The following is a 14,469-nucleotide window of genomic DNA, read 5'->3' as shown; positions in this document are numbered from 1 at the left end:
AGGTTTTAATTTGCAACCGCTATATCAGCCCGACGGTCGGACCTGACACCGAGCCGATCGACTCCGCGAAACCAAGGGAGCGTCAGGCGCATCGCGATGGCCAAGAGAGTGAGCCACAGGGAGTCCTTGTGCGGCGTGGCCCGGCCGCTGGATGCGATCGGCGACTGGTGGTCGCTCCTGATCGTCCGCGATGCGTTCGACGGGCTGCGCCGGTTCGGCGAGTTTCAGAAGAGCCTCGGGCTAGCCAAGAACATCCTCTCGGCCCGGCTGCGCAATCTGCTCGCGCACGGCATCATGGAGACGGTGCCGGCAGCCGACGGCAGCCCGTATCAGGAATATGTACTGACCGAGAAGGGGCGCGGGCTCTTCCCGCTCCTCGTCGCGCTCCGGCAATGGGGCGAGGATTTTTTCTTCGACCCCGACGAGGCGCATGTGCTGCTGGTCGACAAGAAGAACGGCTTGCCGGTGCGCCGGCTTGAGTTGCGCGCGCAGGACGGACGCGTGGTCGGTGCCGAGGACACGATGGTGCGGCTTCCGCCGGCGCTGCGCTCAAACGCGCCCGAATAACAAGCGCCGCAATTTGCGCGCGTCGCAAGCAGCAACCGGATCTTAACCCTCCTTGCCGCAGCATCGGCGCGTGGAGGTTCGACCAATGCAGACATTCCGGATTTCGCTGAGCGATGGGAAGCGGAAATTCCACACGGCAATTCAAGCGCCGGACCCCGCCTCCGCGCGCATCAAGGCCGCCTACTTCTTCGACATATCGAAGTGGCGAATTCTGAGCGTGTCGCTGAGTGGAGCGAGTGCGGTAGCGGCATAATCGCTCTGCGCGCCCTACGCCATCCGGTCGAGCTCGGCTGCGGCAAGCCTTGCAATCTGCAGGTCGATGTCGGCGAGCGGATCGCCGTCGCCGAGAAACCATGCCGCCGACAGGCCAGTCCAGGCGACGATCCATGACAGCAGGCGCCGGCGATCGAGCCGCGCTGTCTCTACGACAATGTCGAGACGCCGTGCAAAGCGTCCAGGCTCGGTTGCGACGGGGCGTGTCGGATCGGCAAGATCCGGATTGGTGAAGATGTTGGCGAAGTCGAAGCCGCGCTCGCCGACGAGATGCTTTGGATCGATCGCCAGCCAGCCGCGCGCGCCGAAGTCGAGCACATTGTCATGGTGCAGGTCGCCATGCAGCACCACGATCTCGCGCTGATCGGCGAGCAGCGCTTCAGCGATCTCAGCCGATCGGTTCAGGATGCCGCCATGCGTCCTCGCTGCGGGCCACAACTCGCGAAACCAGTGTGTGAGCGGCGTCAGGTCCGGCCGCGGTTTGGTTCGCTCGGCGTGCAGCCGGTCAGCCGTTGCACACAGGATTCGGCAGGCGTCGTCGTCCCGGCCGGTTCGTGCCATCTCGCTCAGCGATGTCGATCCCATCGCACGTTCGAGCAAGACCGCGTCGCCGTCGCGGGCAAGGACCCGCGCCGCACCGTCGCCGTCCCACCACTCCATCACAATGGCGCCGAGGCGTTCGTCCACCTCGTGCGAGAGCTTGAGCATGGCAGGCATCCCGTGTCGCCGCACCGGCAGCAACCGTGCAGCACGGGTCACGATCGGATTGCCGTCGGGAACGAGGCTCCAGGCCGAGAGATAGGGTTCGAACATCTGGCTGGTTGATTGGGATGAAGGCGCTTGACCGACGTTCTAATCATTGCCCGCACGGGCTGCCACGCCAGTTCCCTGCGGCGCATCGTGGCAGGGCTTCCTCCAGCCAGTTCCCTGCGGCCGTGGCCATGTTGGCTGATGACAGCCCCCACCCTTCTCGCGCTACAATGTTGCAGCCGGTGTGACGGAGGATGTGGCGATGCCGCGAAAGGGAATTACCGGACACGACGAATGGGTGGTGACGGAGGCCCTGGCCACGGCGCTGGTTGCGCTTGAACAGCTGCCGTCGAAGCACCAGCCGCGCGCGCACATGGAGGATGTCCGGAAAATCCTGACCGCGCGGTGCGAGGCCGGCGCCGTCACGCTGCATCTGGCGCAGGCCAAGTGCCGGTTGTTTCCGGATACCGACCCGCTCACGATCTACGAGGACTACGGCCTCAAGGACGGGCTGGGATAGCGACCCAACGGCTACTCGTGGCGGACGCGCCAGATCGTGCCGTTGCCGTCTTCGGAGACCAGCAGCGCGCCGTCGCGCGCCACGGTCACGCCGACCGGGCGGCCCCAGACCTCATTGTCGCCGAGGACAAAGCCGGTGACGAAATCCTCGTATTCGCCGGTCGGCACGCCGTCCTTCAGCCTGATGCGAATGACCTTGTAGCCGGTGCGCTTGGATCGATTCCACGAGCCGTGCTCGGCGGCAAAGCCATCGCCGCGATACTCGGACGGAAAGTTGCTGCCGGTGTAGAAGGTCAGGCCAAGCGAGGCCGAGTGGGCCTGCAACAGCACGTCGGGGACCGTCACCTTGTCCTTGAGGTCCGGCCGCGCATCGGCATGCGCCGGGTCCTCGTTGGCACCGATATAGTACCAGGGCCAGCCGTAGAACGCCCCTTCGCGAATGCGTGTCACATAGTCGGGCACGAGATTGTCGCCGCGGCCGTCGCGCTCGTTGGTCGAACACCAGGGCGTGCCGCTGCCGGGCTGGATTGCCAGCCCCACGCAGTTGCGGATCCCGGTGGCGAACAGCTTTCGGTTCTTGCCGTCGGGATCGAAGGCGAGCACGGCGGCGCGATCGGTCTCGGCTCCCCACGCTGCGCCAAGCGCATGGTCGCGGCTCCAGGCCTCGATGCCACCAGGTGGCTGGCCAAGCCCCTCGCCTGCGTTACCGGCGGAGCCGACCGACACCAGCATCCGCTTATTGTCGGGTGTGAAGGCGATGTCACGCGTGGAATGGCCGTAGCCGTGCGGAAGATTGGCGACGATCGTCTCGGGCCTTTCTTGTGCCTTGAGATCGCCGCTGCGGTAGGCAAAGCGCACGACGCTGTCGGTGTTGGCGACATAGAGCCATTGCGGATCATCGCCGCTCGGGAAGAACGCGATGCCGAACGGCCGGTTCAATCCGGTGGCGTAGACTTCATTGGTGGCCGGCTTGCTGGCGCCACTCTCGCTGCGCAGGACGCGAATGCGACCGGCGCCGGTTTCCGCGACGAAGATGTCGCCATTGGGCGCGGTCCGGATGATCCGGGGGCCGCTCAAGCCGCTCGCGAACAGCTCGACCTTGAACCCCGCCGGCACCTGCGGCACGGCCGAGGCAGGCCGCCGCACCACGCGCGACGAATTGCTGCTGGAGGCCGTCGCACCCGGTCTGGGCAAGTCCTGCGGCGTGATCAGGCGCACCGTGCCGGGCTTGTCACGCTGCCAGTCGCCGAAGGCGTCCGCGCCTTTGAGGACAGGCTCGGCATCTGATCGCGCAATGCCGACCGTAGCGAGGAAAATGACGGACAGACTCACGCCGGCAAGTTTCGTTTTATGCATTTGCGCCTCACGTGAAATCCTAACAGCCACGCAATTCATAGCGCGGTTTGGCCACTAGCCGCATTCATAATGTCGTCTGCCCTAGTGTCCCTTTGGCGGTCCAGCCAGGTCGACCGGCTTGATGATCAAGGCGAGCGGGATCATCACGAGGCCGACGATCGAAAGCATCCAGAACACGTCGATGTAAGCAAGGAGATCGACCTGCTGCTGCAGGGTCTGGCCCACCCAGGCGATCGCCTGAGATGCGGCGTCCGATGCATTCGATCCCTGCGCCTGGAAGTAGCGCGTCATCGTGTCGATGGTTTGCTGATACCCAAGATCAGACGGCGCGGCATGCTCGATCAGCCGGCTCTGGTGAAATTGCTGGCGCTGCGCCAGCGCCGTTTGCGCCAGTGCGACGCCCATCGATCCACCGATATTGCGCGCGACGTTGATCAGCGCCGAGGCCTGGTTGGTCTTGTCCGCCGGCACGCCGTCATAGGACGCTGTCGTGACCGGCAGGAACAGGAACGGAAGCCCCGCGGAGAGGAAGATGCGCGCCAGCGCGGCATAGCCATAGGTGATGTCGCCGTTCAGCCCGGTCAGATGCCACATCGAGAACGCGACGATGCAACCGCCGAGCGCGATCAGATATTTCGGCTGGACACGGCTGACGAGATTGCCGACCACCGGCATCAGGATCAGGGTGACGATGCCGCCGGGTGACAGCGCGAGCCCGGCAAGAAACGCGGTATAGTTCAGCTCGGTCTGCAACAATTGCGGTATCAGCTGCGTCGACGAGATCAGGACGGCGCCGGTGCACAGCATCACCAGGAAGCACGAACCGAACTGGCGGCGTCCCAGCAGGCGGAGGTCGACGATCGGATCCTTGCGCGTCAGCTCCCAGGGGATCAGCGCAATCAGGCAAACCGCCGACGCCAGTGCGAAGCCCGTGATCATGTCGGACCCGAACCAGTCCTTGCGTTGACCTTCGTCCAACACGAATTCAAGCGAGCCGAGCCCGATCGCGACCAGCACGAAGCCGATATAGTCGACGCGCAGGCCGCTCTTGAGCAGTTCCTTGCGCTCCTCTTCGGCGCCGGACGGCTCCTTGACCAGGGTCCCAACCAGGAACAGTGAGATCAAGCCCATCGGCACGTTGATCAGGAAGATCCAGTGCCAGGTGTAGGTGTCGGTGATCCAGCCGCCGAGCGTCGGCCCGATCACGGGAGCAACCACCACTGCCACGCCGTAGATCGCGAATGCCTGGCCCCGCTTGGCCGGCGGAAAGGAGTCGGCAAGGATCGCCTGCTCGCTGGTCGCCATCCCGCCGCCGCCGAGGCCCTGGATGATCCGGAACAGAACCAGCGCCTCCAGGCTCCAGGCCAATCCGCACAGCAGCGAGGCGAAGGCGAACGTGGCGACGCAGATCATGTAGAACCGCTTGCGGCCGATCACGGTCGACAGCCAGCCCGAGATCGACAGCACGATGGCATTGGCAACGAGATAGCTGGTGATGACATAGGTGCTCTCGTCGATGCCGACGGCCAATCCGCCCGCGATGTGGCGCAACGCAACGTTCGCGATCGTGGTGTCGAGCACCTCCATGAAGGTCGCGATCGAGACGACGAAGGCAATCAGATAGGGATTATGCCCGCCCGCAGCCGAACGCTCGGGCGACCAGGCCGCGCCGCCACCTGCCGCGACCTCGCTCATCGCACCCTGGTCCAGGGCACGACCGACATGCCCGGCCCGACCGGCACATCATCAGGCCAGTTGTCGACCACGATCTTCACGGGAACACGCTGTACGACCTTGACGAAATTGCCGGTCGCGTTCTCCGCCGGCAACAGGCTGAACGCAGTGCCCGAGCCGGGTTGAACCGAAGCCACGTGGCCGGTGAGCTTGCGTCCCGGATAGGCGTCGATCCTGACTTCGACCGGCTGACCCGGACGCATGTCGGTCAGCTGCGTTTCCTTGTAGTTTGCGGTGATCCAGACTTCGTCAGGGACGAGCATCATGACGCTCTGTGCCGGCGCGACAAAGGTGCCGACCGCACCGCTCAGCTTGACGACGCGTCCGGACTGCGCCGCAGTGATGCGGGTGTATTGCAAATTCAGCTTGGCTTGATCGAGCTGCGTCTGCGCCTGCTCCAGCGATGCCTTGCTGCTCTTGAGCTGAGCGTCGAGCGTCTTGACGCCGAGCTCGGCCGCGGTCACCGCTGTCCTCGCGCGGCTCGCATTGGCCCGTTGAGCGTCGAGGTCGGAGCGTGTCTGCTGCTGGCGCTGCACCGTGCCGGCCCCCTTCTCGACGAGATCTTGCGCGCGGGCGGCCTCTTGCTCGGCAAATTTCAGTTGTGCTTCGGCCTGTTGCGCCTGCGCCCTGGCTTCCTTGATCTGCTCCTGCTGGCTGTCGATCTGAGCCTCGACGTTGGCGATATTGGCCTCGGCGACCGCAACCTGCGCCTCGGCCTGATCGACTGATATCTTGTAGTCACGCTCATCGATCCGCGCGAGGAGATCGCCGGCATTGACGTGCTGGTTGTCGGTGACGGGGACCTCGACGACGTAGCCGCCGACCTTTGCTGCAACGGCAAAACTGCGTGCAGCCACAAACGCGTCGTCGGTCGATTCATAATGCCGGACGTTGAGCCAGTAGATCACGCCACCGACGAGCGCGAGCAGCAGCAGACAGGCGCCGGCCGTGGCAAGCATCCAGTGCTCGCGCAGCCGGTCGCGCATCGACGGCTTGCGGTCGGTATCCGGCTGCGGGGGCGGCGCACGGTCTGGCCGCGTTTTTTGCTCTGGAGCGTGGTTGGGCTGCCGCGGTTCCTCAACGGAGGGCCCGCGCTCTCGGGTTTGGGCATCCACGGCAGCACCTCAGGCTACAAACGGAGCGATCAGCTCTCGTTAACCGCAGCGCCGGAGGCTTGGTTCCTGCTAAACGGCCCTGGAACTGACCATGGGCTCACGCGCAGCTGCTGACAGGTCGCGGTACGCCGTGGTCTCCGCAACAAGCGACTTGAGCGGAACCGTGAGCCGGCAGATCAGGCCCTCGGCGCGCCAATCGAAATCGGCCCGTCCACCGAGCTGGGTCTCGATACTGGCGATCACGCTTCGCGTGCCGAAACCCTTCTGCTTCGGCTTGGTCACCGGCGGCCCGCCGGATTCCACCCAGGCCAGGATCAGCGTGTCGTCCTGCACTTCCCAGGTGATCGCGAGCCGGCCCGGCAGCACCGACAGGCTGCCGTATTTGGCGGAGTTGGTGACGAGCTCATGCAGCGCCAGCGCCAACGTCTGCGCGGTCGCGGGCTGCAACTGCACCTCGGCGCCCTCGATCTGGATTTGCCCGGCCTCGGAATAAGGCGCGATCTCTTCGGTCACCAGCCGTCGGATCTCAGCTCCCTGCCAGCTCGACAACGACAGTACGGTATGAACCCGCGCCAGCGCCGTGATGCGGCCCTCGACCGCCCGCACATAGGCGGTCACGTTCTGCGCGCGCGTCAACCGCACGATCGATTGCGCCAGCGCGAGCGCATTCTTGGCACGATGGTCGACCTCGCGGGTCAACAGGCTCTGCCGTTCCTCGGCCTTCTTGCGATCGGTGATGTCGACGGTCACGCCGCTCACCCGCACCACCCTGCCGTTCCGGTCGCTGGTCGCCGCCGCCGTGCCGACGCACCAGCGCACCTCGCCATCCGGCCGCATGACGCGGAATTCGGCTTCATAGGACGTCTGGCCGTTGCCGAACCCGGCCCAGGCCTGCTTCAGCTCTTCGACATCGTCGGGGTGGAACAGCCCCTGGATATTGTCCGATGTCAACGCGAAGGTTTTGGGATCGACGCCGAAGATCTTGTATTGGCCCTCGTCCCACATCCAGTCGCCGTTGACCCAGTCCCAGTCCCATGAACCCATTTTGCCGGCGGCAATCGCCATGCTGCGGCGCGCCTCGCTTTCGACCAGCCGGGTGGTCGACTGCTCGAGTTCGGCGGTGCGCGCGCGCACGCGGTCCTCGAGCTCGGCGTTGAGGCGTTCGAGCTGCCGTGTCTTGCGGTAGAGCTCGGCGAACACGCGGATCTTGGCCCGCAGCACCTCGGGCACGACCGGCACCGGGACGTAGTCGACCGCGCCCATTTCGTAGCCGCGCAGCCGGTCGATATCGCTGACCTGGATCGCCGAGATGAAGATCATCGCGGTCTTCTGGAACCGCGGATGCTCGCGGATCATCGCCGCGAGCTCGAAGCCGTCGAGCTCGGGCATGCAGACGTCGACCAGGATCACCGCGACTTCGTTCTTCAGCAGGAACTCCAGTGCCTCGCGGCCGGACGACGCCGCGACCAGCGTCTCGCCGAGGTCCTTCAGGATGACCTCATAGGCCAGCAGCTTGGCCGGCTGGTCATCGACCAGAAGGATGTTTACCTTTTCATGGTCCATCATGTTCGATCGCCGATCAGCGGTGCAGCCACATGCGGATCGCCAGCAGCAATTGCTCGGTGTTCACGGGTTTCGCCAGATAGTCGGACGCACCTGCCTCCAGGCATTTCTCGCGGTCGCCTTTCATCGCCTTCGCGGTCAGCGCGATGATCGGCAGCCGCGCAAAGGCGGGATTTTGCCGGATCGCGCCGATGGTCTGGTAACCGTCCATCTGAGGCATCATGATGTCCATCAGCACGATCGCGATCTTCGGGTTGGACTCGACCAGCGAGATCGCCTCGTGACCTGTTGTCGCAGTCAACACCTTCATACCTCGCCGCTCCAGCACGCTCGACAGCGCGAAGATATTGCGGGCGTCGTCGTCGACCAGAAGCGCGGTCTTGCCAATCAGATCCTCATCGGAACTGTTGAGCTTCTCCAGCATCCTCTGTTTTTCGACGGGCAATTCCGTGATCACACGGTGCAGGAACAGTGACGTTTCGTCGAGCAGACGTTCGGGCGACTCCACACCTTTGACGACAATGCTGCGCGCCATCGTGTGCAGTTCCGCGTCTTCCTCTGCCGAGAGTTCCCGGCCCGTAAACACGACAACGGGAATATTGGACAGCGTCTCGTCCTTGCGGATCTGATCCAGCACCTCGAAGCCGCTCATGTCGGGCAGCCGCAGATCGAGCACGACGCAGTCGCAGGGATGTTCGCGCAAGGTCGAGAGCGCTCCTGCCCCGGTGTCGCTGGTCACGATCTCGATATCCTCGTGCCCGAGCAGTTCGGTGATGCTGAGCTGCTCGGCCGCATTGTCCTCCACGATCAGCAGGCGCTTGCGGCGCGGCCTGGCATATTCCTTGATCTGCGACAGCGCCGCGCTGACGCCTTCCGTCGTGGTCGGCTTGTTGACGAAGGAGAACGCGCCGCGCGCCAGTGCGTGCTGCCGATCCTCGTCGAGCGTGATGATCTGGACCGGAATGTGACGGGTCAGCGGATTGTGCTTCAGCTGGCTCAGCACGGTCCAGCCCAGCATGTCGGGCAGAAAGACATCGAGCGAGACCGCGCTCGGCTGGAACTGCTTGGCGAGATCGAGCGCCTCGGCGCCTCGGCTTGCGACCAGCACCTTGAAGCCCTTGTCGCGCGCCAGATCGATCAGCACCCGCGCGTAATGCGGGTCGTCCTCGACGATCAAGAGGATGGTGTCGCCGGCCTCGAGATCGAGCCGGTCATCCGGAAGCTGCTCGATCACACGCTCCTGCGTACTCGCCGCCTGCAGCGACGGCGCCGAGGTGTGCGGCATTTGTATCGGCTGAGCCTGCGGCCGCAGTGCGACCGAGGGTCCGGCATATTTCAGCGGCAGGTAGAGCGTGAAGCTCGAGCCCCTACCCGGCGCGCTGCGCAGATGGATCTCGCCGCCGAGCAGGCCCGCCAGCTCGCGGCTGATGGCAAGGCCAAGACCGGTGCCGCCGTATTTGCGGCTGGTGCCGGCGTCGGCCTGCTGGAACGCCTCGAAGATCAGCTTCTGCTTGTCCTGCGGAATACCGATGCCTGTATCCGACACTTCGAACGCAACCACGGCAGGCGCGGTGTTGAGGATCGCGTGCTCCGCGCTCCAGCCGCCGATGGCCGCCGAGACGGTCAGGCTGACGCCGCCTTCCGCGGTGAACTTGAACGCGTTCGACAACAGGTTCTTCAACACCTGCTGCAGCCGCTTGGAGTCGGTGACCATGCTGCGCGCAAGGTTGGCGTCCACGTCGATGCTGAAGGACAGGTGGCGGTTCTCGGCCTCATGCCGGAACGGCCGCCCGACAGTCTCGAGCAGGCTCGAGGTCAAAATCTCCTCGGCATCGACCGTCACCGTGCCGGACTCGATCTTGGACAGATCGAGGATGTCGCTGATCAGGTTCAACAGGTCGGTGCCGGCGCCGTGAATGGTGCGGGCGAACTCGACCTGCTTGGCGGTCAAATTGCCGTCGGGGTTTTCCGTGAGCTGCTGGCCGAGGATCAGGATTGAGTTCAGCGGCGTCCGCAGCTCGTGCGACATGTTGGCCAGGAACTCCGACTTGTACTTCGAGGTCAGCGACAGCTCGGTCGCCTTCTCCTCCAGCGCGCGGCGGGCCTGTTCGATCTCCTGGTTCTTGCGCTCGACGTCGACGTTGCGTTCGGCGAGCTGCTGGGCCTTCTGCTCGAGCTGGTCGTTGGTCTGCTGCAATTCCTTCTGCTGGGTCTGCAGCTCGCCGGCGAGCTGTTGCGACTGTTTCAGCAGCGCCTCGGTCTGCATCGTCGCCTCGATGCTGTTGAGCACGATGCCGATGCTGTCGGTGAGCTGTTCGAGGAAGGTGATCTGCGAGGTCGTGAACGACAAGATCGAGGACAGCTCGATCACCGCCTTGACCTGGTTCTCGAACAGCACCGGGAACACGACGAGGTTCTTCGGCATGATCCGCATCAAGGCCGAATTGATCGGCACTGCGTCGCCCGGAATGTCGGAGACGAGGCGCTGGCGCTTGTCGAGCGCGCATTGACCGATCAACCCCTCGCCGAACTGGACGATCTGCGGATGCGGATTGCTGCTGTCGCTGGCATAGGCCGACAGCAGGCGCAGCTGCGCATTCTCGGGATTGTCCACCTGGTAGATCACGCCCATATGGGCGTTGATCAGCGGCGCCAGCTCGGTCAGCAACAGGCGGCCGACGGTCGCGAGGTCGCGCTGGCCCTGCAGCATGTTGGTGAAGCGCGCCAGATTGGTCTTCAGCCAGTCCTGTTCGGTGTTGCGCTCCGTCGTCAGACGGAGGTTGCCGATCATGGTGTTGATGTTGTCCTTGAGCTCGGCGACCTCGCCGCGCACGTCGACCTGGATCGAGCGCGTCAGGTCGCCTTTGGTCACGGCGGTGGCCACTTCCGCGATCGCACGCACCTGCGAGGTCAGGTTGGCCGCCAGCAAATTGACGTTGCCGGTGAGGTCCTTCCAGGTGCCGGCGGTGCCGGGCACGTTGGCCTGGCCGCCCAGCCGTCCCTCGACGCCGACCTCGCGCGCCACGCTGGTGACCTGTTCGGCGAAGGTCGCGAGCGTCTCGGTCATGTTGTTGATGGTGTCGGCGAGCGCGGCCACCTCGCCCTTCGACTTCACCGTCAGGTTCTGCTTCAGGTCGCCATTGGCGACCGCGGTCACCACCTTGACGATGCCGCGCACCTGCTCAGTCAGGTTCGCTGCCATGACGTTGACGGTGTCGGTGAGGTCCTTCCAGGTGCCGGCGACGCCGGGCACCTCGGCCTGGCCGCCGAGCTTGCCTTCGGTGCCGACCTCGCGCGCCACGCGCGTCACCTCGCCCGCGAAGGCGTTGAGCTGGTCGACCATCGTGTTGATGGTGTTCTTCAGCTCGAGGATTTCGCCCTTCACGTCGACCGTGATCTTGCGCGACAGGTCGCCGCGCGCGACGGCGGTCGTCACTTCCGCGATGTTGCGGACCTGGGTGGTCAGGTTCGCGGCCAACAGATTGACGTTGTCGGTCAGGTCCTTCCAGGTGCCGCCCACGCCGGGCACCACTGCCTGGCCGCCGAGCCGCCCTTCGGTGCCGACCTCGCGCGCCACGCGCGTCACTTCGGCGGCGAACGAGCGCAGCTGCTCGACCATCGTGTTCAGGGTGTCCTTGAGCAGCAGGATCTCGCCGCGCACGTCCACCGTGATCTTCTTCGACAGGTCGCCGCCGGCGATCGCGCTCGCCACCTCGGCGATGTTGCGGACCTGCGCGGTCAGGTTGGACGCCATGAAGTTGACGTTGTCGGTCAGATCCTTCCAGGTGCCGGCGACGCCGGGCACCTCGGCCTGGCCGCCGAGCTTGCCTTCGGTGCCGACTTCGCGCGCCACGCGCGTCACCTCGCCGGCAAAGGCGTTGAGCTGGTCGACCATCGTGTTGATGGTATTCTTCAGCTCGAGGATTTCGCCCTTCACGTCGACTGTGATCTTGCGCGACAGGTCGCCGCGCGCCACAGCGGTCGTCACCTCGGCGATGTTGCGGACTTGCGCGGTCAGGTTGCCGGCCATCGAGTTGACGTTGTCGGTCAGGTCCTTCCAGGTGCCGGCGACGCCGGGCACATTGGCCTGGCCGCCGAGGCTGCCGTCGGTGCCGACCTCGCGCGCCACGCGCGTCACCTCGCCGGCGAAGCGGTTGAGCTGGTCGACCATCGTGTTCAGCGTTTGCTTCAGCTGGAGGATCTCGCCACGCACGTCGACCGTGATCTTGCGCGACAGGTCGCCGCCGGCGATCGCGGTCGCGACCTCGGCGATGTTGCGGACCTGGGCCGTCAGGTTGCCGGCCATCGAGTTCACGCTGTCGGTCAGGTCCTTCCAGGTGCCGGCGACGCCGGGCACCTCGGCCTGACCGCCGAGCTTGCCGTCGGTGCCGACCTCGCGCGCCACACGCGTCACCTCGCCGGCGAAGGCGTTGAGCTGGTCCACCATCGTGTTGAGCGTTTCCTTCAGCTGAAGGATTTCGCCCGACACGTTCACCGTGATCTTCTTCGACAGGTCGCCCTTCGCCACCGCGGTCGCGACCTCGGCGATGTTGCGGACCTGCGCAGTCAGGTTCGAGGCCATCGAGTTGACGCTGTCGGTGAGGTCCTTCCAGGTGCCGGCGACGCCGCGCACCTCGGCCTGGCCGCCGAGCTTGCCTTCGGTGCCGACCTCGCGCGCTACGCGCGTCACCTCGCCGGCGAAGGCGTTGAGCTGATCCACCATCGTGTTGATGGTGTCCTTGAGTTCAAGGATCTCGCCGCGCACGTCGACCGTGATCTTCTTCGACAAGTCGCCGTTGGCGACCGCGGTGGTGACGCCGGCGATATTGCGGACCTGCGCGGTCAGGTTCGAGGCCATGAAGTTGACGTTGTCGGTCAGGTCCTTCCAGGTGCCGGCGACGCCGAGCACGTTGGCCTGGCCGCCGAGCTTGCCTTCGGTGCCGACCTCGCGCGCCACGCGCGTCACTTCCGAGGCGAAGGCGTTGAGCTGGTCGACCATGGTGTTGAGCGTTTCCTTCAGCTGAAGGATCTCGCCCGACACGTTCACCGTGATCTTCTTCGACAGATCGCCGCCGGCGATCGCGGTCGCGACGTCGGCGATGTTGCGGACCTGAGCGGTCAGGTTCGACGCCATGAAGTTGACGTTGTCGGTCAAGTCTTTCCAGGTGCCGGCGACGCCGGGCACCTGGGCCTGGCCGCCGAGCTTGCCTTCGGTGCCGACCTCGCGCGCCACGCGCGTCACTTCCGAGGCGAACGAGTTGAGCTGGTCGACCATCGTGTTGATGGTGTCCTTCAGCTCGAGGATTTCGCCTGACACGTCGACCGTGATCTTGCGCGACAGGTCGCCGCGGGCCACCGCGGTGGTCACGTTGGCGATGTTGCGGACCTGGGCGGTCAGATTGCCGCACATCGCGTTCACCGAGTCGGTGAGATCCTTCCAGGTGCCGGCGACGCCGGGCACGATGGCCTGGCCGCCGAGCTTGCCGTCGGTGCCGACCTCGCGCGCCACGCGCGTCACTTCCGAGGCGAACGAACGCAGTTGGTCGACCATCGTGTTGATGGCCTCTTTCAGCTGCAGGATCTCGCCGCGGACGTCGACCGTGATCTTCTTGGACAAGTCGCCGTTGGCGACTGCGATGGTGACCTCGGCGATGTTGCGGACCTGGCCGGTCAGGTTGTTGGCCATCGAGTTGACGCTCTCGGTCAGGTCCTTCCAGACGCCGGTCACTTCCGGCACCTGGGCCTGGCCGCCGAGCTTGCCCTCGGTGCCGACTTCGCGGGCGACGCGCGTCACCTCCGAGGTGAACACCGAGAGCTGCTTGATCATCGTGTTGACGATGTTCGCCGACTGGAGGAATTCGCCGCGGAGCGGCCTGCCCTCGACGTCGAGCTGCACGGTTTGCAGCAGATCGCCCTGCGCCACCGCGGCGACCGCGCGGGTGACCTCGCGGGTCGGCCACAGCAGGTCGTCGATCAGCGTGTTGACCGAGCTCTCCATGTCGGCCCAGGCGCCGCTGGCGAGGCCGAAATTGACGCGCTGGCGGGTCTGTCCCTCGCGGCCGACGACCTGTCCGACGCGCGCCAATTGCTGCGCCATCCGCTCATTGGCAGCCGCGATTTCGTTGAAGGCATCCGCGATCTTGCCGTCGATCCCGAGATAGTCGCCGCGCATCCGGACCGAGAAGTCGCCGCCGCGCATCGCCTGCAGCGACTGCAGCAGATCGTGCGAGGAGTCGAGACTTCCGTTGGATGATTGGGCGCGACGGGTATCAGCACGGGGACGAGGCGGCGAACCGAGATCGGTCATGGAATTTCCCCTACGCGCTGGCCAAGAGTCCCAAGGATCCAAGGACTCGGAAGAGCCAGTGTGACCATAAGAATGACTGCCCTTGATTGATTCAAGCGGGAAAACGCCAGGACCGCAATTTGTGACACAAATCGAGTACCTTAATCGTGAATGGAACCAAAAGTTCCAATCCGCAATTGGAACTTTTGGCGCAGCGTGATCGTGCAACCGGAAAAGGACGACCGGGGTTGAAGCGCGCGCGTCGTGCGCCGACCGGCGTCGAAATTCCGGTCGTGGTGCAAAGCG

At 64.9% G+C, this 14,469-nt stretch carries 8 protein-coding genes; 2 read left to right on the top strand and 6 right to left on the bottom strand.

The annotated features are described in order from the left end of the window. Window positions 1–96 precede the first annotated feature (96 nt). Entirely contained in the window at window positions 97–567 is a 471-nt protein-coding gene (locus ACVMB0_RS26535; RefSeq protein WP_461348173.1) for a winged helix-turn-helix transcriptional regulator, read from the top strand. Window positions 568–834: 267 nt separating this feature from the next. On the opposite strand, the gene ACVMB0_RS26530 is transcribed toward ACVMB0_RS26535, so the two are convergent. Further along, window positions 835–1,653, bottom strand: coding sequence for an aminoglycoside phosphotransferase family protein (locus ACVMB0_RS26530; RefSeq protein ID WP_461348172.1), 819 nt, complete (start codon window positions 1,651–1,653; stop codon window positions 835–837). 199 nt (window positions 1,654–1,852) lie between these two features. On the opposite strand from ACVMB0_RS26530, the gene ACVMB0_RS26525 reads away from it, so the two are divergent. Next, window positions 1,853–2,110, top strand: a complete 258-nt coding sequence (locus ACVMB0_RS26525) for a hypothetical protein (protein ID WP_163153833.1) — start codon at window positions 1,853–1,855, stop codon at window positions 2,108–2,110. An 11-nt stretch (window positions 2,111–2,121) separates the two neighbouring features. On the opposite strand, the gene ACVMB0_RS26520 is transcribed toward ACVMB0_RS26525, so the two are convergent. The 5 genes from ACVMB0_RS26520 to ACVMB0_RS26500 all read right to left on the bottom strand — a co-directional run bounded on the left by ACVMB0_RS26520 (window position 2,122) and on the right by ACVMB0_RS26500 (window position 14,184). Then, window positions 2,122–3,465 carry a PQQ-dependent sugar dehydrogenase gene (locus tag ACVMB0_RS26520; RefSeq protein ID WP_461348171.1) on the bottom strand — a complete coding sequence of 448 codons (1,344 nt, stop codon included), beginning with the start codon at window positions 3,463–3,465 and terminating at the stop codon, window positions 2,122–2,124. 81 nt (window positions 3,466–3,546) lie between these two features. Continuing rightward, window positions 3,547–5,160 (bottom strand): DHA2 family efflux MFS transporter permease subunit, encoded by a 1,614-nt coding sequence (locus tag ACVMB0_RS26515; protein WP_461348170.1) that lies wholly within the window; start codon window positions 5,158–5,160, stop codon window positions 3,547–3,549. Then, window positions 5,157–6,314 (bottom strand): HlyD family secretion protein, encoded by a 1,158-nt coding sequence (locus ACVMB0_RS26510; RefSeq protein ID WP_461348169.1) that lies wholly within the window; start codon window positions 6,312–6,314, stop codon window positions 5,157–5,159. The genes ACVMB0_RS26515 and ACVMB0_RS26510 overlap by 4 nt, the downstream gene beginning before the upstream one ends. 69 nt (window positions 6,315–6,383) lie before the next feature. Beyond that, on the bottom strand, window positions 6,384–7,877 hold the full coding sequence (locus ACVMB0_RS26505) for a sensor histidine kinase (protein ID WP_456756541.1): 1,494 nt from the start codon (window positions 7,875–7,877) through the stop codon (window positions 6,384–6,386). 16 nt (window positions 7,878–7,893) lie between these two features. Beyond that, entirely contained in the window at window positions 7,894–14,184 is a 6,291-nt protein-coding gene (locus tag ACVMB0_RS26500) for a HAMP domain-containing protein (protein ID WP_461348168.1), read from the bottom strand. Between the last annotated feature and the right edge of the window lie 285 nt (window positions 14,185–14,469).

It is taken from the genome of Bradyrhizobium sp. USDA 4451, from assembly GCF_054822585.1.
Note: the sequence above shows the minus strand (reverse complement) of the source record. Positions and strands in the feature narration are given on the sequence as shown.

Excerpts from the sequence above, each read along its gene's own strand:
- ACVMB0_RS26535 (WP_461348173.1), top strand. The coding sequence starts at position 97 with ATGGCCAAGAGAGTGAGCCACAGGGAGTCCTTGTGCGGCGTGGCCCGG.
- ACVMB0_RS26515 (WP_461348170.1), bottom strand. The coding sequence starts at position 5,160 with ATGAGCGAGGTCGCGGCAGGTGGCGGCGCGGCCTGGTCGCCCGAGCGT.
- ACVMB0_RS26500 (WP_461348168.1), bottom strand. The coding sequence starts at position 14,184 with ATGACCGATCTCGGTTCGCCGCCTCGTCCCCGTGCTGATACCCGTCGC.
- ACVMB0_RS26525 (WP_163153833.1), top strand. The coding sequence starts at position 1,853 with ATGCCGCGAAAGGGAATTACCGGACACGACGAATGGGTGGTGACGGAG.
- ACVMB0_RS26520 (WP_461348171.1), bottom strand. The coding sequence starts at position 3,465 with ATGCATAAAACGAAACTTGCCGGCGTGAGTCTGTCCGTCATTTTCCTC.
- ACVMB0_RS26530 (WP_461348172.1), bottom strand. The coding sequence starts at position 1,653 with ATGTTCGAACCCTATCTCTCGGCCTGGAGCCTCGTTCCCGACGGCAAT.
- ACVMB0_RS26505 (WP_456756541.1), bottom strand. The coding sequence starts at position 7,877 with ATGGACCATGAAAAGGTAAACATCCTTCTGGTCGATGACCAGCCGGCC.